The 18,390-nt window shown below is 59.4% G+C and carries 11 protein-coding genes and 1 pseudogene; 7 read left to right on the forward strand and 5 right to left on the reverse strand.

Going from position 1 to position 18,390, the window contains the following annotated elements:
- A pseudogene (locus QP970_RS01310) lies at positions 1-246 on the forward strand (integrase core domain-containing protein); the annotation flags it as partial.
- 41 nt (positions 247-287) lie between these two features.
- On the opposite strand, the gene QP970_RS01315 reads toward QP970_RS01310, so the two are convergent.
- Positions 288-1,067 (reverse strand): GDSL-type esterase/lipase family protein, encoded by a 780-nt coding sequence (locus QP970_RS01315; protein ID WP_284869397.1) that lies wholly within the window; start codon positions 1,065-1,067, stop codon positions 288-290.
- Positions 1,068-1,374: 307 nt separating this feature from the next.
- On the opposite strand from QP970_RS01315, the gene QP970_RS01320 reads away from it, so the two are divergent.
- The 6 genes from QP970_RS01320 to QP970_RS01345 all read left to right on the forward strand — a co-directional run bounded on the left by QP970_RS01320 (position 1,375) and on the right by QP970_RS01345 (position 12,983).
- Positions 1,375-3,324, forward strand: a complete 1,950-nt coding sequence (locus QP970_RS01320) for an alpha/beta hydrolase-fold protein (RefSeq protein ID WP_239269292.1) — start codon at positions 1,375-1,377, stop codon at positions 3,322-3,324.
- A gap of 2 nt (positions 3,325-3,326) precedes the next feature.
- Positions 3,327-3,842 carry a DUF732 domain-containing protein gene (locus QP970_RS01325; protein WP_239269291.1) on the forward strand — a complete coding sequence of 172 codons (516 nt, stop codon included), beginning with the start codon at positions 3,327-3,329 and terminating at the stop codon, positions 3,840-3,842.
- A gap of 33 nt (positions 3,843-3,875) precedes the next feature.
- Entirely contained in the window at positions 3,876-4,796 is a 921-nt protein-coding gene (locus QP970_RS01330) for a cutinase family protein (protein WP_239269290.1), read from the forward strand.
- A 59-nt stretch (positions 4,797-4,855) separates the two neighbouring features.
- Positions 4,856-6,601 (forward strand): FadD32-like long-chain-fatty-acid--AMP ligase, encoded by a 1,746-nt coding sequence (locus QP970_RS01335; protein ID WP_239269289.1) that lies wholly within the window; start codon positions 4,856-4,858, stop codon positions 6,599-6,601.
- Between the two features lie 90 nt (positions 6,602-6,691).
- The gene (locus tag QP970_RS01340) at positions 6,692-11,452 is read left to right on the forward strand and encodes a type I polyketide synthase (protein WP_284869398.1); all 4,761 of its coding nucleotides are present in this window, start codon (positions 6,692-6,694) and stop codon (positions 11,450-11,452) included.
- On the forward strand, positions 11,427-12,983 hold the full coding sequence (locus QP970_RS01345) for an acyl-CoA carboxylase subunit beta (RefSeq protein ID WP_239269287.1): 1,557 nt from the start codon (positions 11,427-11,429) through the stop codon (positions 12,981-12,983). Before QP970_RS01340 ends, QP970_RS01345 begins: the two co-directional genes overlap by 26 nt.
- Positions 12,984-13,237: 254 nt before the next feature.
- On the opposite strand, the gene lipS1 is transcribed toward QP970_RS01345, so the two are convergent.
- The 4 genes from lipS1 to QP970_RS01365 all read right to left on the reverse strand — a co-directional run bounded on the left by lipS1 (position 13,238) and on the right by QP970_RS01365 (position 18,387).
- On the reverse strand, positions 13,238-14,632 hold the full coding sequence (lipS1, locus tag QP970_RS01350; protein ID WP_239269286.1) for a triacylglycerol lipase LipS1: 1,395 nt from the start codon (positions 14,630-14,632) through the stop codon (positions 13,238-13,240).
- Between the two features lie 237 nt (positions 14,633-14,869).
- Entirely contained in the window at positions 14,870-15,208 is a 339-nt protein-coding gene (locus QP970_RS01355; RefSeq protein ID WP_284772119.1) for a DUF3054 domain-containing protein, read from the reverse strand.
- The gene (locus tag QP970_RS01360; RefSeq protein ID WP_284772120.1) at positions 15,205-16,233 is read right to left on the reverse strand and encodes a lysylphosphatidylglycerol synthase transmembrane domain-containing protein; all 1,029 of its coding nucleotides are present in this window, start codon (positions 16,231-16,233) and stop codon (positions 15,205-15,207) included. Before QP970_RS01360 ends, QP970_RS01355 begins: the two co-directional genes overlap by 4 nt.
- Complete coding sequence (locus QP970_RS01365) at positions 16,234-18,387, reverse strand: MMPL family transporter (protein WP_284772121.1); 2,154 nt, start codon at positions 18,385-18,387, stop codon at positions 16,234-16,236.
- Positions 18,388-18,390 lie beyond the last annotated feature (3 nt).

The following is an 18,390-nucleotide window of genomic DNA, read 5'->3' on the forward strand; positions in this document are numbered from 1 at the left end:
AGCGAGCAGCTCTGGGAGGTGTGCCGCAACCTAGGGGTTGCTCAGTCTGTGGGGCGTACTGGGGTGTGTTTCGATAATGCGATGGCTGAGTCGTTCTGGTCGACGCTTAAGACCGAGTTCTACGACCGGAAGCGCTGGCCAACCCGCGATGCTGCGCGTCAGGCCGTTGCCTACTGGATTGAAGTAGTCTACAACCGTCGGCGCCGGCACTCCGCCCTTGGGATGGTCAGCCCTGTCGATTTCGAAAACCACACCAGCCTAACCACCAGCAGAAAAGAAATCGCTGCCTAACCACTAGGTAGCTCCACTACGTGTCCACGATTTGCGGGCAACCCCATCTGCACGAGTGTGGCCCATCGTTGGTTGGTGTCTGGTTGGCAGGGGTCGTGGGTCTTTGCTTGGTCGTGGAGGTTGATGAAGTTGACTCCGAGGTCGTGTGCTGCGCGTCCGATTTCGCGGTTGAATTCGTCTTCTGCGGTTGTTGCGCCCGGGATAGTTACTGGGAGCTGCAGCTGGTCGTGGTTGACTACGCACAGGGTGTCGTTGACGGTCATTGGGACGTAGTTGACCATGGTGATGCGGGCGTTGGGTGCGGCTTTGCGGATTTTGTTGAATTGGAAGTCTAGTAGTCCGCGGTAGGTGGAGGCTTTGGGAACGTCGGGGAGGGTGGCGTTGGCTAGGGCGTCGAAGTAGGTGCCTTGTTGGAGGCCGCCGTACATGAATACTACTTCTTTGGTGTCGTGGCCGATGTTGCCTTGTTTGATGGCGTCGTCGACGTGTTGGTTGACCCAGACGCTGGTTCCGTTGCAGGAGTAGTCGGCGAGGTTGTGGTCGAGGTTGTTGGCGGTTTGGTGCGCCCAGTTGTGCTTGTCGTTGAAGCAGGGGTGGAAGGGGCGCTTGTATGGGGAGGTTGCTCCTCGGTCTCCTGGTGCGCCGCCGTTGGCGGTGAAGGAATCGCCGAAGGTGACCATTTCCTTGCCTTGGTCCGCATTTGCAGTCTGGGCCATGGTGAGGCTTGTGGTGAGGGCGATGAGTCCGGCGGTGATTTTGGTCTTTATGTTTTTCATATCTTTCGCCTTGGGTAGGGGATGTTTACAGGGTGCACCTTTGTGCATGCTGTGGTTATCTTAGTGGTTTCTTGGTGAGAGTCCAGTCTGTAGTTAAGCTGGGAGATTGCTTATTGGGTGATTCCGGGGGACAGCCTCTGCATCGAGATAAATGGTGATATAACTTTGCACGGCGTGTCAGCCTTTCCAAAGCTTCAAGTTCAACTTAAACTTAAGCGCACAATAGACAGCTCACGCCGCAGGTAGCAGTCCGGAGGAGGGGAACCTTCGGAATGCGGCCGCGGTAAATCTTCAAGGACGTTTACCTATGCGCAAAAACACTTCCCCGGGCAAGGTCCGTAAGGGGCTCGCGGTAGCAGCCATGCCGACCGCCATTGCCGTTGGACTTGCCCTGCTGCCCAACGCCACCGCCCAAAGCTCTCTTGGTGACATGAGCTCCGCTCAGCCAGGCAACGGCAGCAGCCTGTCTGATCACTTTGCGCCTAAGGATCCGCCGGCCCGTACCCCAGTGGAGACCGAATACCCACAGGTGGAGGGGCTGCCGGATGGCGTAAAGATCAACCGTGTGGAGTACCTGTCCAACCGTCACCTGATGGTTTATATCCAGTCCGCAGCCATGCCGGATCACGAGCAGAAGGTGCAGATCCAGCTCGCGCGCGACTGGTATTCGCAGCCGGAGAAGAAGTTCCCAGAGGTATGGGCACTTGATGGCCTGCGCGCCCGCGATGACGAGTCCGGCTGGACCATTGAGACCAATATCCTCAACCAGTATGCGGATCGCAACGTCAACCTCATCATGCCGGTGGGTGGCGAATCTTCCTTCTACTCCGATTGGCAGCAGCCGGATGCAGGGAAGAACTACAAGTGGGAGACTTTCCTTACCAAGGAATTGGTCCCAATTTTGGATCATGAATACCGCTCCAACCAGAAGCGCGCGGTGACTGGGCTGTCCATGGGCGGTACCGCAGCGGTCAACTTGGCGGAGCGTAACCCGCACTTGTTTGATTTCGTGGGTTCGTTCTCCGGCTACCTCGATATGACTACCCGTGGCATGCCACAGGCCATCATGGCTGCGCAGCGCGATGCTGGCGGCTACGATTCCCGCAAGATGTGGGGCGAGCCGGGCTCGCAGGATTGGATCGACCACGATCCGAAGCTGGGCATCGAAAACCTCAAGGACATGCAGGTCTATGTCTCTGCTGGTAACGGCAAGGACGACTTTGGCCAGGAAGACTCGGTGGCCAAGGGACAGGCAAGTCTGGCCGGCATGGGGCTGGAAGTTATCTCTCGGATGTCCACCCAGACCTTCGTGGATTACGCGAAGCGCGCCAATGTGGAACCAGTAGTGGAATTCCGGCCCTCCGGCGTGCACAGCTGGGAATACTGGCAATTTGAGATGCAAAATGCATGGCCGCACATTGCTGATGCCCTCGACCTTGACAAGGCTGACCGCGGTGCGGATTGTAATACCGAAGGCGATATCGCCAAGGCCACCAAAGAAGGCATACTCGGTTCCTGCCTGAATAACGAATATGATGTTGCCGGTAAGGGCAAGGCACAAGACTTCGAAACCGGTACGGCGTACTGGTCCCCGGAGAATGGTGCGCACGCCCTGTACGGCCGCATCGGCGCCCGCTATGCGGAAATCGGTGGCCCCACCTCCTGGTTGGGCTTCCCTAAGTCCGGTGAAACTAAGACGATGGATGGCAAGGGACGCCTCGTGCGTTTTGAACACGGTTCCATTTACTGGAGCCCAGAGACCGGCGCCTGGGAAATTACCGGTGACATGTACAAGAAGTGGGGCGAGAAGGGCTACGAAGGCGGCGATCTGAAGTTCCCGACCGGCCCGGTAAAGAAGGTGGGCGATGGCCTTGTCCAGGAATTCCAAGGTGGCATTCTGACCCGCAACCCGGACGGCAAGAACCAGGTCTCCTTTGGTGCCATTGGCAAAAAGTACAAGGACATGGGTGGCGCTGACTCCCCACTGGGCTTCCCCACGGACGGTGAGAAGAAGGTAGAGGGCGGCTTCTTCCAGGAGTTTGAACATGGCTCCATCTACTGGTCCCCAGAATCCGGCGCGCACTACATTTTGAAGGGCGCCATTATGGATGAATGGGGTAAGAAGGGCTGGGAGCAAGGCGAGTTTGGCTGGCCCACTTCTGATTACTCCGAAATCGCCGCTGGTGGATTGAAGCAGGAGTTCCAGCACGGGACGATCAGTGAAGTCATGGGCCGCGTACAGACTGAAAAGAAGTAAGCATGCGTAAATTAGCCCTCGTAGGAGCGGTCTTATGCCTCGGATTGGCAGGGTGTGACTCTGCCACCGTGGATAGTGACTCCGGCAATGACACCTCGGTGGCGCCGCTGTCGCGCGAAAAAACCTCCGAAGAATCGACCACGAGTAGTAGCGAGTCCGCATCCAGCAGCGCTTCCTCCTCGCAGGAGCCATCCGAATCCAAGGAATCCGCGGAGCCGACGAATGGGTCTCGTTCAGCGAACTCCCCAGAGGATCGCGGTGCGCGCGAGATTTCAGAGATCCCCTCCGCGCAGCTGCCCAAGGAAGAGGCTGCGTACTTGGATTCGTTGAAGGATGCCGGCGTGAATGTCGATGGGGTAGAAGATCAGCTCCTCGGCGCCGGTCAAGGGGCCTGCGGTGACAATGGCATCACTATTCCTGCGGTAGCTGGGCAACTGATTGAACAGCAACGCTCTGACATGGATTATGAGGAGCTCACCAAGCTTCTCCAGGACAACGCACGTTCAGCTCTTTGCTAGCTTTCTTTGAGGTTTTCCGGGTACAACTAGTTCATGCGAAAAATCATAACCGTCGTTGCCGTCCTCGCTCTCCTCGTCGTTATCGGCGCGGGGGCTGCGCATTACCTCACGAGCTCGGACTCGGCGGGGCCTAGCTCCCCCGAGGGGCCAGAATCCGGGCAGCCACCGGAGGAATCCCAGCCGGATTGGTGCCCGAGTGCGGAGTTCATCTCCGCGCCAGGTACCTGGGAATCGGCTGCCGACGATGATCCCCTCAACCCTTCTGCTAATCCGCGCTCGTTCATGCTGTCTATTACGCAGCCGTTGCAGGAGGCTTACGGGGATGATGTAAAGGTGTGGACCCTTCCTTATACTGCGCAATTTAAAAATATCAATGCGCAGGAGGAAATGAGCTACGACGATTCCCGTGATGAGGGCACCGCGAAGATGAATGAAGAGCTGCGCGGCATGCATGATAGCTGCCCACAGACTAAGTTCATTTTGAGTGGTTTTTCCCAAGGTGCGGTGATCGCCGGCGATGTGGCCGATGACATTGGCGGTGGCGAAGGTGTAATCCCCGCAGAAAATATCGCGGGCGTGGCGCTGATTGCAGATGGCCGGCGTGAAAACGGCGTGGGCCAAAATCCGGGCCACGAGCTCGGCGGAATTGGTGCCGAGATTGCCTTGGAGCCCGTCTCCGGCCTCGTTCAGCCCATCGTGCCTGGGGCTACCATGCGCGGCGCGCGCCCGCACGGCTTCGGAGAGCTCGCGGATAGAACCTTCCAGATCTGTGCCCCCAATGACACCGTGTGTGATGCGCCCACCGGCGTGGGCAATGGTTTGGAACGCGCCAAGGATTTGATCGGGGCCAATGGGGTGCACGCGCAATACGCCAGCAACGACGGCGTGATTGATGGGACTACTGCGAACCAGTGGGTTGTGGACTGGGCACACGGCGTCATTGACGCCGTGTAATGTGAGGCGCTATAACATCGATATTTTTTAAGACAAAACCATTTACCAAAGGAGAATCGATGGATATACAGCAACTCATGGGGAAGTTCTTTGACACCGAGGGCAATATAGCCCTCCCGGCAGAGCTCACCTTGGCGGGCTTGGCCGAGAACCTCTACCAGGCAGAGACGGATACCTCGCAGGTTGTAATCCGCCAGTGGCTATACGGTGAGGAAGACACCGCCCGTGAGCTCAGCCGCCAGGAGGTCAATACCCGGATCAAAGTGGTGGCAGCGCGCCTACAACAGGTTGCAGAACCGGGAACCCGCGTGGCCATTCTGGCAGGCAACTCTCCCGAATACCTCTTTGGTTTCTTAGGTGCGATGTATGCGGGAATGACCCCGATTCCGCTCTATGATCCGAATGAGCCGGGGCACGCGGATCACCTCAAGGCGGTCTTTGCTGACTGCGAGCCCCCTATCGTGTTGACCAATCGCGTATCGGCCGCGGCGGTGCGCAGCTACTTCTCCACCGAGCGGGAGCGCCCGCGCGTCATCTCCATCAATGCGCTGCCTGATTCCTTGGCGGCGTCGTGGAAGCCGGTCGCTGGCGCGGGCGTGGAGTCCACCGCCTTCCTGCAGTACACCTCTGGTTCAACGCGCACCCCTGCTGGTGTAGAACTGAGCAATCGCGCGATTTTGGTGAATGTGCTGCAGATCTTCCGGGCGGTGAACCTGCAGTTCCCACCGCGCGTGGTCTCGTGGCTGCCGATGCACCACGATATGGGCATCATCTTGGCGCTATTCACCACTATTTTGGGCATCGAATTGGACATGATGACCCCGCGCGATTTCATCCAACACCCCAACCGGTGGGTTGAGCGCATCAGCTGCCAGCCGGGTAAAGAGAAGAATACCTATACCGCCGTGCCCAATTTCGCCTTGGAATTGGCCGCGCGCTACGGCAAGGACGCGGATTTCTCCAACGTTGATGGCATCCTCATTGGTTCTGAGCCGGTGACGGAACCAGCGGTACAGAAGTTCTTAGACACTTTTAGCGTTGACCGCTCGGTGCTGCGTCCGTCCTACGGTTTGGCGGAGGCAACCCTCATCGTCGCTACCGCACAGGATGAAAAGCGCCCCGTCATTTCCCATTTCAACCGCGAAAAGTTGGCGGACGGGCACGCTGTTATTGAAGAAAAGTCCGCTGCAACGGTTGCTTTTGCCTCGAATGGCCAGGGCGTCTCGTTCCAGCACCTGGCCATCGTGGATCCTGAAACTAAGGCCGAGGTCCCAGAGGGCACCATCGGTGAAATCTGGGTGCATGGACAAAATATGGCAACGGGCTACCTCAACCGCCCGGAAGAAACCGCGGCTACCTTCCGCAATACTCTGGACGAGCGCATCCAGGATGGCCTGCCGGAGGATGATTGGTGGATGGCCACCGGTGATCTCGCCACCATCATCGAAGGCGAACTGTATATCACCGGGCGGCTTAAGGATCTCATCGTCATCGCCGGGCGCAATCACTACCCGCAAGATATTGAAGGCACCGTGCAGGACGCATCGGCGCACGTGCGCCCAGATTCCGTCGCCGCCTTTGCCGTAGAGGGCGAAAACTCAGAGTCCTTGGTTCTCTTGGTGGAGCGCGCCGATGATGCGGATCCGTCCGGCGACGCTGCCGCCGGCGAGGCGATTCGCACGGCCGTGACGAAGAATCACGGCATTACCCCGAGCGATATCGTGTGGAAGGCGCCAGGAGAAATTAAGCGCACCTCCTCGCATAAGATTGCCCGCCGCGTGGCAAAGAAGGACTACCAAGCCTAAAGCTGGATTCGGACGTTGAGTTAACAAGGTGACAAAATAGAGCGATATAGGTATTTGTCGTTCTATTAACCCCACTAGGAAAGACGGTTTATGACCATCGAGCAACTTCGTGCATGGCTGCGTGACTGGGTATCCCAGGCCACGGGCGTAGCGGCCGCAGAGATTTTAGATTCCACCCCCCTGGAAAACTATGGTCTTTCCTCTCGAGATGCCGTAGTGCTGTCGGGTGAATTAGAAAATCTTTTAGGCACGCAGCTCGATGCGACGGTGGCGTATGAGTACCCCACGATTGAACTTCTAGCCAATCGCTTGCTTAATGGGCCCGCGGGGCGGCACGACGATGCACCGCGCGTGCAGCGCACAGCTCGCGCTGCACAGGGTACTGATATTGCGGTTATCGGCTTGTCCGGACGTTTCCCAGGCGCTAAAGATGTGCCGGAATTTTGGACCATGCTCGCTGAATCGCGCGCGGGCACAGGGCCGCTGCCGGTGGGGCGGTGGTCTGAGTACAGCGCGGATCCGGTAATGAGCGAGAAGATCGCGCAGCACAATACCGACGGCGGTTATATCGACGATATTGCATCCTTTGACGCGGAGTTTTTCGGCCTATCGCCGCTGGAGGCCGCAAACATGGATCCGCAGCAGCGCATCCTGCTTGAGTTGGTATGGCACGCGCTGGAGAACGCGGGCCTTCCCGCCAATGAGCTGCGCGGCACGCACACGGGGGTGTACATGGGCTCGACCAATAATGATTACGGCATGCTGATTACCGCCGATCCCACGGAGATGCACCCTTATGCACTCACGGGTAATTCCTCGGCAATCGTTGCCAACCGCATTTCCTATGCCCTGGATTTCCGCGGCCCGTCCATCAATGTGGACACGGCCTGCTCGTCTTCCTTGGTTGCAGTCGATCATGCGATCAAGGATCTGCGCACCGGTGCGGCCGATGTAGCGCTGGCGGGTGGCGTGAATATCTTGGCCGCCCCGCACGCCTCCACCGCCTTTTCGGAGCTCGGCGTGACCTCTCCTACCAGCGCCATTCATGCTTTTTCTGATGACGCCGATGGCATCGTGCGTGCCGATGCCGCCGGCGTGCTGGTGCTCAAGCGCCTACAGGACGCGGAGGATGATGGCGATGAAATCCTAGCCGTCCTCAAGGGCTCTGCCGTCAATTCTGATGGCCACTCGAATGGCCTGACTGCGCCTAACCCAGAAGCGCAAGAAGACGTGCTGCGCCGCGCCTACGCGGATGCGGGCGTGGCGCCCGAGGACGTGGATTATGTGGAGGCCCACGGTACGGGCACCATCTTGGGCGATCCCATCGAGGCCAGCGCGCTCGGCCGCGTGCTGGGCGCTGGGCGCGGCATCGAATCGCCCGTGCTCTTGGGCTCTGCCAAGACCAATATTGGCCACTCCGAATCCGCCGCGGGCGTCGTGGGCCTCATCAAAGTCATCGAGGCCATGCGGCACGATATTATCCCGGCGAATATCAATTACGCTGGTCCGAACCGCTATATCGATTTCGTGGCCGAGCGCCTCGAGGTCGTTGAAGACCCGCGCGAGTGGCCGGAATACTCCGGGAAAAAGGTGGCCGGCGTATCGGGCTTTGGCTTTGGCGGCACGAATGCCCACGTCGTCTTGACGGATTACCAAGGCACCCCGCGTACCACCGAGCCGCAGCTATCCACCGACACGGTGGCGCTGCCGGTCTCCGGCCTCTTACCTTCCCGCCGCGCGCGTGCGGCGGGCCTGCTCGCGGATTTCCTCGAGGCAGAACAACCAGACCTAGCAGATGTCGCGCGCACGATCGCGCGCCGCAACCACTCGCGCTCGCGCGCCGTTGTCATGGCCAGCTCCACTGACGAGGCCATTAAGCGCCTGCGCCAGGTGGCCGAGGGCAAGGTGTCTGTCGGCATCGCCGCGGCGGATTCCCCGCAGGTGCAAGGTCCGGTCTTCGTGTATTCCGGCTTTGGTTCCCAGCACCGCAAGATGGCGAAGGACATGATCGCCCTGTCGCCGCTGTTTAGCGCGCGGCTGAAAGAACTCGATGACATCGTGGATTTCGAGTCGGGCTGGTCCATCCTGGACATCGTTGAAGATGATTCCCAAACCTATGACACGGAAACGGCGCAGGTTGCCATCACCGCCATCCAGATCGCGCTGACGGACCTATTGGCCTCCTTCGGCGTGCGCCCGGCGGGCGTTATAGGCATGTCCATGGGTGAAATCGCCGCGGCCTATGCCGCAGGTGGCATTTCCGCGCGGGATGCGATGATTATTGCCTGCCACCGCGCGCGCTTGATGGGCGAGGGAGAGGCATCGCTAAGCGAGGCCGAGCAAGGAGCCATGGCCGTCGTCGAGCTATCCGCCGAGGACATCGCCGCCCTCGATGCAGCCATCGAGCCAGCCGTCTATACCGGGCCCGGCATGACCACCGTGGGCGGTCCCCGCCAGGCGGTGCTGGATCTGGTGGAGAAACTCGACGGGGAAGGAAAATTTGCCCGCGCGCTCAACGTGAAGGCCGCGGGACATACCTCCGCCGTCGACCCGATCTTGGGCGAGCTCGAAGCTGCCATCGCCGGCATGGAGGCCCGCCCGCTGCATACGACCCTCTTTTCCTCCGTGGATAAGGGTGAGGTCTACCGCCCCGGCACCACCGTCCACGATGAGGATTACTGGCTGCGCATGACCCGCTACCCGGTGTATCTGCAGGACGCTACGGAACAGGCCTTTGCTGCAGGGCACACCCAGTTGGTGGAGATTTCGCCGAACCCGGTGGCGCTCATGGGGCTGATGTCTACCGCGTTTGCCGTGGGCAAGGCCGATGCGCAATTGCTGTATAGCCTAAAGCGCAAGGTGGAGCCCACCGAGTCCTTGTTGGATCTATTGAGCAAGCTCTACGTAACCGGAACCCCGGTGAATTTCGCCGCCGCATTGGGCTCGGGCGCGCAGGCAGAAGCGCCGTATACCCAGTTCAACCGCCAGCGCTTCTGGACCAACGCGCGGCCCTCGGCCGGGGTTTCCGGCTTGCCCGGTACTCGCGTGAACCTGCCGGAGGGCAAGGTGGCCTTTTCCACCAACGCGGATCAGGCCCCGTCCACGCTGGCCATCGTGGAGGCCGCCGCAGAAGCGGTGCAGCCTGGGGCGCACATCGTGGCCGCGGAGGAACACCGCGATCTCCCTCCGTACGGGGAAATAACCACCGTGGTCACCACGTCCATCGGCGGCATGTCCATCGCCGTCTACAGCGTGCAGGACACCCGGACGGAGTTCTTGGCGGAAGGTTTTGCCTCCGGCTTGGACTTGGGCGCGGGTGCGATCCCCGGGGTCGCAGCGGTGCCAGAGGGCAGCGCCGCCCCGGAGCCGACTGCCGATGACGCGAATGTAGACGCGGTGCGCTGGGATCCGCGCCAAGAAACCGTCGAGGACCGCCTGGCGCTTATCGTGTCCGAATCCATGGGATATGACGTCTCGGATCTGCCGCGCGAGCTGCCGCTGATTGACCTGGGCCTCGATTCCCTGATGGGCATGCGCATTAAAAACCGCGTGGAAAATGACTTCCAGATTCCACCGCTGCAGGTGCAGGCGCTTCGCGATGCCTCCTTGGCAGACGTCATCACCATGGTTGAGGAAGCCGTTGCCGGCGGCCGCATTGATAACAGTGAGAACAGTGCCGATGCTGCGTCGACTACCGAGTCCGCGGCACCCGCAGCAGACGAGACCACCCAAGACTCGGAGCAGGGCGTGGGCGTCGCCCCGCGCGATGCCTCTGAACGCATGGTCTTTGGCACGTGGGCAAGCATTACCGGCAAGGCCCCGGCGGGCGTGACCTCGCCGCTTCCGGAGATCTCTGAGGAAGCGGCAGCACAGATCGCCGAGCGTTTGCGCGAGCGCGCCCACATCGATGTCACCGCGCAGCAGGTTCTCGACGCCGAAGCACTGGAAACCTTGGCTGACCTGGTCCGTGAGGGCCTTGAGACCGAGGTGGAGGGAAATATTCGCGTCCTGCGCGAGGCCGATGGCCCAGCCGTATTCATGTTCCACCCGGCCGGTGGAACCACGGTGGTCTATCAGCCGCTGACCCGGCGGCTGCCAGCGGATGTCGCCGTTTACGGCGTCGAAAGGATTGAAGGCTCCTTAGAGGAGCGCGCCGCAGCCTATATTGAGGATATCGTTCGCTCTGCGCGCGGCCGCAAGGTCGTCCTTGGCGGTTGGTCCTTTGGTGGCGCCTTGGCCTATGAGGTGGCCTACCAGCTGGCAGAGCGCAGCAAGCGCGGGGAAGAGAGCGCCGAGGTCGCCTTCATTTCCTTGCTCGATACCACGCAGCCCTCCCACCCGGCACCGGATACGCCGGAAGAAACCCGCGCCCGGTGGGAGCGCTACGCTGCCTTTGCCAAGACGACCTACGGCCTAGACTTCGAGCCGCCGTACGAGATGCTGGAAACCATGGGCGAGGATGCCTTGATGACCATGCTGGCGGAATTCTTGGCCACTACGGATGCCTCCGAACACGGCCTATCCGCCGGCGTCCTGGAGCACCAGCGCGCGTCCTTCGTGGATAACCAGATTTTGGCCAAGATCGATTTCCACCGCTGGGCCGATGTCAGCGTTCCCGTGCTGCTTTTCCGCTCCGAGCGGATGCATGACGGTGCGATCGAGCTGGAGCCGCGCTACGCTGAGATTGATCCGGATGGCGGCTGGGGCGTTATCGTTAAGGATCTAGATATTGTGCAGCTGCCCGGCGATCACTTGGCAGTGCCGGACGAGCCAGCCATTGGCATCGTGGGCAAGCATATGAACGATTGGATCGAGGAGAAGATACGTGGCGGCCAAGCAAACAACCGCTGAGAAACTCGCCGACCTGCGCAAACGCCTAGAAGAGGCGCAAGATCCAGGCAGCGAGCGTTCCCGCACACGCCGCGACGAGGCAGGCCGTACCACCCCTCGCCAGCGCATCAACGAGCTCTTGGATGAAGGTTCCTTTGTGGAAACCGGTTCCTTGGGCAAGACCCCGGGTGACCCGGAGGCCATCTATTCCGATGGTGTGGTTACAGGTTATGGCCGCGTATCCGGCCGGCCTGTGTGCATTTATGCCCACGATAAGACGGTCTACGGCGGTTCCGTGGGCGTGACCTTTGGCAAGAAGGTCACCGAGATCATGGATATGGCCATCAAGATTGGCTGCCCGGTCATCGGCATCCAAGATTCCGGTGGCGCCCGCATCCAAGACGCTGTGACCTCGCTGGCCATGTACTCCGAAATCGCCCGCCGTCAGCTGCCGCTTTCTGGCCGCAGCCCGCAGATTTCCATCATGATGGGTAAATCCGCCGGTGGCGCGGTCTACGCGCCGGTGACCACTGACTTTGTCATCGCTGTGGATGAGGAAGCGGAAATGTATGTCACCGGCCCCAACGTCATCCGTGAGGTTACCGGTGAAGACGTCACCTCCGCTGAACTCGGCGGTGCCCGCCAGCAGGAGCTGAACGGCAACGTCTCTGCCGTGGTGGATTCTGAGGAAGACGCCTTTGACATGGTGCGCGATATTTTGGATCACCTGCCGCTGACCTGCTTTGACGAGTCGCCGACCTTCCCCGCTCCTTCCGATGCCGAAATCATCGAAGACGAGGATCTAGATTCCTTCATGCCGGATGACACCAACGCCGGCTACGACATGATGGATTTGCTCACCCAGCTTGGCGATGACGATGAGCTCATCGAAATCCAAGAAAACTTCGCGCCGAATATGATCACCGCCTTTGGCCGCATCGACGGCAAAACGGTGGGCTTTGTGGCCAATAACCCCATGCACTTGGCCGGCTGCATCGATGCCGATGCCGCCGATAAGGGCGCGCGATTTATCCGCATCTGCGATGCCTATAACGTTCCGCTCGTCTTCGTCGTCGATACGCCTGGCTACCTGCCGGGCGTAGAGCAGGAGAAGGTGGGCCTGATTCACCGCGGTGCGAAGTTTGCCTTCGCGGTCGTGGAGGCGACCGTGCCGAAGGTCTCGCTCATCGTGCGCAAGGCCTACGGCGGCGCCTATGCCGTCATGGGGTCGAAGAACTTAAGCGGCGATATTAACTTGGCGTGGCCTACCGCGCAGATCGCCGTCATGGGCGCGGCCGCCGCCGTGGTCATGATCGCAGGCAAGCAGCTCGAGGCCGCCGAGACCCCAGAGCAGCGCGAGATGACCAAGAAGATGTTCATGGACTTCTACGATGAGACCATGACGGCACCCTACGTTGCGGCGGAACGCGGCTACCTCGATGCCATGATTCAGCCGAATCAATCGCGCATTGCCCTGCGCCAGGCGCTGCGGCAATTGGCTACGAAGTCGGCGCATGACCTGCCCAAAAAGCACAATATTGCGCCGATGTAACGCGGTGCTACGGCGTCGCGATACCTAAATAAGAGTTTCGTGACAGCTGAAGGAGAATCCCTTGTTTAATTTGCTCTACGCTCTCGACCTGATTGGTGAGATCATTGGCTACGCTTACTGGGCGTACAACCAGTTCGCAGCGGGCGTGCCAATCAACGTGCCGTTCTAAGCTGAGAATATTTCGCACATATTTAAGGCTTCGAGGTTTGTTTGCCTCGGAGCCTTTTTACATGGTGTAGGGGGAGAGCAAGTATTTACTGGCTTCCCTTCTCGTGCTGTAGGGTGGCGTCGATCGCTTTTACTGATTCGATGATGTGCGGGATGGTACCGGTCGGGTGAGTGTGGGCGTTATTGGGGATGAAAGTGACATCGGTGCCGCGCTCAGTCCATTCATCGACGAGCTTTTCAGCGGTAGAAAACGGAATAACGTCGTCACCGCGGCCATGCGTGATGACGACTGGAATAGCGGGTGCATCGTAGCCAATATGCTGCTCTGCCAGTATCGATTTGAAAGGCTCGCTGTCAATAAAGTCCTGCACGTTCCTGCCATCGTTGCTGATCCGCTCCACGGTAGTGTCGGCGGTTTTAAGAAGCCCCATGGTGCAGGTATTCGTCGCATCCTGTAGCTTTCGTGTGCCCCTGTCATTGAGATGCGAGTACAGATCCTCGCCATAGGAGTTGCTTAGTCCCAAAAGGGCATACGCCTCGAAGAGGAAATACAATGATCCATCGAGGGCAGAAGGCAACAACGTTAGATCTGTTGGGGCAGCACCAATAGTCGCAAGCTTGATGTTGAGCTCCGGAGCATAGTCGTCATATAGCTCGGCGGCAGCGGCAGCGGCTCCTCCGCCTTGGGAATAGCCATTGATGAATACTGGGTTGGATTCGTTAATGTCCCAGCCATCCAGTTGCTGCGCAGCTCGAATGCTATCGAGGACCGTATGGCCTTGGGATGCACGATCCATGTACGTGTGCATGCCAGGGGTGCCAAGGCCCTCGTAGTCGGTGAGTACTACGGCATAGCCCTTCTTAAGGTACTGATGGAAATAGAACTGCTCGTAGTCTCCTACCCCGTCTGCAATTTTACGAGATGCGGCACAGCGGTCCGCTAAACCTTGGGTTCCCGGCGCAAATGCTACGACAGGGCGTGGGCCTTCTCCGCCCCACTCGGCCTTGGGCTCAATGACCATCCCGCTTACTTGGATCTTTTCTCCAGAACGGTTGGTGGAAGAATAGAGTATGCGGTCTGCCTTATAGGGGCCGACGTTGCTGATGCCAAGTGGATTTTTGGGGTTGCGCACAGATTCTGATCGGAAGAGCTGTCCTGGCTCCGAGGAATCGAGGTCTACCGGATCATGATAGAAAGCAGTGTATTGGTCTCCAATATGGTCACCTGAACCCAACAGCCCTGATGAAAGGGGAGGGAGTTTGGAGGCTTCTTCGGCCATTGATGCCGCCTCTTGTGAATCTTCAGCGGGTCCTGAGCTTTTAAGTGCCTCGTCAATAAAAGAGGATTCTGGAAGCTCTGAATTCTCTTCAATCGGTGGAGCCGATTCGACAGAATCGATAGCGCCGGCGACAGGGGAAGCGGCAGTGATGAGAACCCCTGAGGCCACAAGCGCTAGATAGTTACGGGTTGCAGCTTTCACTACGGGAGCCTTTCAACTTCTTGTAGGGATAATTGAGCGGTATCCGATTTTGAAATTCTGTGTTCGGATACGGGCAATTATTCACTAAAAGCTTTCCCGTACTATTAGGTTGAAATGTTATTTTGAGCCGATCACCCCTACAAGGGGCGAGGTGGACAGCGCAAAGCCAAAAACTGATGATTGAATTTGACTGATGTGTGCCCTAGGGAAAGCGTCTTTCCCATGGGCTGGGCGTATTTATTTACGGGCAAATAGCCGCCAGCCAAAGAAGAACAGGGCGGACATCACGGTCGCAACGATGAGGAAGCTCCAATGTGGCAGGCGGTCATTGACCATGATCCACAGGGCCATGCCGCCGATGATGGCAGACAGCCAGACTACAACGCCCTCTTTCCACTTGCCCTGGACCTTTGTGGCGAGGATGATGGCCCAGCCGATGAGCGCGCCTACCGCCCAAGGCCAGAAGGCATCGACCCAGCTGGAAAAGCTCAATCCGCCGTGGGCGAGGCGGGCGGCGATGGCGAAAATCATCAAGGCGATGATGTCAATGAGCGGAGCGATACGCGTGGAAGTCATACGGTTTCCTTTTCTTTTTCTTTACGGGATAGCGCGGCGTAGGTAATGCCCTTGCGGGCATAGTGCCAGAAGTAAATGACCCAGCCAATAGCGGTGATGAAGGCAAAAGAGATAAGGCGGTAGATGATCGCCGTGCTGGTGGCATCGACTGCGGTCATGCCCGTGGCCACGAGCGTGGCGATGATCGCCGCTTCCACCGTGCCGAGACCCGCCGGAGTGACCTGGGCGGAGCCGGCCAGCTTGGCGGTGAGATAAGCCAGCGCGACGCCGGCGATGGTGGTGGTGTTATCGGCCGAATCGGTCGTTGGCATCTGGCCGGTCACAGCCCAGACGCAGCCCCAGAGCGCGACCATGTCAATGAGCCGGTTGGTCAAGGAGTAGAACGACGCCCAGGCGAATTGCCGGCGGGTGAGGTGCACTTCCTTGAGGCTCTCTACGTGCTCGAGCAGTGCTTCGCGCTTGGAACCCTTTATCAGCCGCTGCTTTTTTACCCAGCGCTCGAGCGTTTCGGGGTGGTTGCTTAGCCAGAAGAGCCCGCCGGAGAGCGCCAGCATCGCTGCCAATGTGCCGATGAGGGACCACAGGGCCATATCGGCATTGAGGAAGAGCACGCCGCCGAGCCCAATAAGCACCAGCCACAGGGTGGAAATGGCCGATGACAGCACGAAGAACCAGCCGCACAGGACCACCGAGGCGCCCCAGGTGCGCTGCACGTGGAAGGTCAAAATGGCAGAAAAGGCGGGGCCTGCGGGCATGGTGGTGGACCACGAATTGGATGCAAAGGTAAGCGCGGCGGTTTCCGTGGCCTCCACCTCCACGCCACCGGCGCGGATGAGCAGGCGCATGACCTCACCCATGGCCACGACGGAGAGGATGGAGGCAACGACCACGAGCGTTACCGGCCCTGGTTCGGCGTGGGAGAGCCGGGAGAAGCCTTCGCTTAAAAAGTCCAGCTCATCGCGGAAGACATAGATGAGGATGGCCAGGATGACGAGCGAGGCGATAACTTGCAGCCAATTTTTCAATTATTTATCTCCTTCAAGGCGCCGCTTTAACTCACTGAAGGGAATGGTCTTCCCACGGCGGGTGGTACTACCAGAAAGCCTAGTGGTCAAGTGGTGCAACCAGCTAGGCGCCCACCAGTTATCCTCGCGCAGCAGGTGCATAACGGCGGGTACGAGGAGCATGCGGACAATGGTGGCATCGATAAGCAGCGCAAAAATCATGCCGTACGCGATGTATTTCATCATCACGATATCGGAGAAGCCGAACGCGCCCGCCACCACGATCATAATCAGGGCCGCCGCTGTGATGATGCCGCCGGTATGCGCGGTGCCTGTGGCGATGGCCTCATCCGTGGAATCGCCGCGCCGCCGCGCCTCCACCATGCGGGAGACCAAAAAGACCTCGTAGTCGGTGGACAGTCCATAAATGATGGCGATGATCAGCACCAGAATGGGGCTCATCAGCGGGCCGGGCGAGAAGTTCAGCGCGCCAGAGCCCACGCCGATGACGAACATGAGCGTGAGGATGCCCAGGGTGGCGCCCAGGGTCAACAGCGTCATGACAATGGCCTTAATCGGCAGCACGAAAGAGCCAAAGACTAATGCCATGAGGATGAAGGTGGCGAGTACGACGTACAGCGCCATCCACGGCAGCTTGTGGAAGAGGGCATCGAGCGACTCGACCTCCATGGCTGGCGTGCCGCCGACATACAGGTTGACGCCCTCGGGCGCTTTGACGTCCTCGAGTTCGTGGACGATTTGTGCGTAGTCCTCGCGGTCCTTAATGCCAGCCGAAAGGACAGTAGTCCCGTCCTTGGTGGCGGTCGATGGACCCATGGGCTCGGTAAGGCCGTCGAGGCCGCGGACTTGCATGACGACATCGACAAGCTGCTCGTTGGTGGCGCCTTCCACCACGAGCTTGACCGGCTCGGTGCGGAAGGCAGGGAACTCGTCGTTGAAGGTATCCTGCGCCACGCGAGTGTCGTGGTTGGGCGGCAGGTAGGTTTCGTTGATGCCGCCGAAGGTGATGCTCATGATCGGCAGTGCGAGCGCAATGAGCAGGCCACAGATGGCCAGGGTCAGGCCCTTGGCGCGGCGCATGGCCCAGCGCGGCAGCTTGTACCACCAGGTGTCCTGAATGGTGCGGGCCGTGCGGGAGGTGCGGCGTACCGACCACAGGTCGATCTTGGGCCCGAGCATGCCAAACAGGGCCGGCAAAACGGTGACGGACAAAAGGGCCGCCAGGCCGACGGCGGAAATCGAGCCATAGGCAACGGACTTCAAGAAGGCCTGGGGGAAGAGGAAGAGCCCAGAGAGCGCGACGGCGACCATCGCCGCGGAAAAGACCACGGTCTGCCCGGCGGTGGCGGTGGTGGTGGCCACGGCATCCTTGGTGGAACTTCCCTTATCCAGTTCCTCACGGAAGCGGGAGACCATAAATAGGCCGTAATCGATGGCCAAGCCCAGCCCCAGCAGCGTGACCACTGCCTGGGCAAAGACGTTGACCTGCAGGAAACCGGCCAGGACGGCCAAAATGCCCAGCGAGCCCAGGATGGATAGGCCACCGACGATAAGCGGCATGAACGCCGCCACTACGGAACCAAAGACCACCAGAAGCAGCAGGCCAACGAGCGGGAGCGCGGCCTTTTCCGCGCGCGCAATATCTTCTGCCATGCCTTCATCGAGGGCGTCCGCCACGGCCGTGGCGCCGGCAACCTTGACCGGCGCGGAGGTATCCGTCAGCGCGCCCTCGATGGCGCGGAAATCCTTCAGGGTTTGTTCATCATCGCCCTTGAGCCCAATGGCAGCAAAGGCCAGCGAGTGATCATCATTGACCAGGTTGGGATTCTTGCTATCGAAATAGCTGGTGACAGAGTCAATCTGATCCGGGTACTCCTCTTTGAGCTGCGCCAAGTGCTCCTTGGCGGCATCGAAGTTCTCATCGGGCGAGCTAAAGAGCAAAATCACGTCGCCGGAATTATCGCGGCCGAACGTTTCTTGTTCGATTTGCGCCGCGCTTGTCGATGCCGCATTCGGGTCCTCCCAGCCCTCCTGGCTCATGCGTTCCTCGAGCTGGGTTCCAAAGCCTACGAAGAGGGCAAGGATGGCACCGAGGATGACGATGGGAATGACCTTACGGTGCGCGTAGGAAAATCGTCCCCATTTTTCAAACATGTG

The organism is Corynebacterium sp. MSK073 (assembly GCF_030232085.1).
GTDB lineage: Bacteria > Actinomycetota > Actinomycetes > Mycobacteriales > Mycobacteriaceae > Corynebacterium.

What these genes read in the sequence shown, in the direction of transcription:
- QP970_RS01315 (WP_284869397.1), bottom strand. Translation starts at nt 1,067, where the DNA reads ATGAAAAACATAAAGACCAAAATCACCGCCGGACTCATCGCCCTCACC.
- QP970_RS01320 (WP_239269292.1), top strand. Translation starts at nt 1,375, where the DNA reads ATGCGCAAAAACACTTCCCCGGGCAAGGTCCGTAAGGGGCTCGCGGTA.
- QP970_RS01325 (WP_239269291.1), top strand. Translation starts at nt 3,327, where the DNA reads ATGCGTAAATTAGCCCTCGTAGGAGCGGTCTTATGCCTCGGATTGGCA.
- QP970_RS01330 (WP_239269290.1), top strand. Translation starts at nt 3,876, where the DNA reads ATGCGAAAAATCATAACCGTCGTTGCCGTCCTCGCTCTCCTCGTCGTT.
- QP970_RS01335 (WP_239269289.1), top strand. Translation starts at nt 4,856, where the DNA reads ATGGATATACAGCAACTCATGGGGAAGTTCTTTGACACCGAGGGCAAT.
- QP970_RS01340 (WP_284869398.1), top strand. Translation starts at nt 6,692, where the DNA reads ATGACCATCGAGCAACTTCGTGCATGGCTGCGTGACTGGGTATCCCAG.
- QP970_RS01355 (WP_284772119.1), bottom strand. Translation starts at nt 15,208, where the DNA reads ATGACTTCCACGCGTATCGCTCCGCTCATTGACATCATCGCCTTGATG.
- QP970_RS01365 (WP_284772121.1), bottom strand. Translation starts at nt 18,387, where the DNA reads ATGTTTGAAAAATGGGGACGATTTTCCTACGCGCACCGTAAGGTCATT.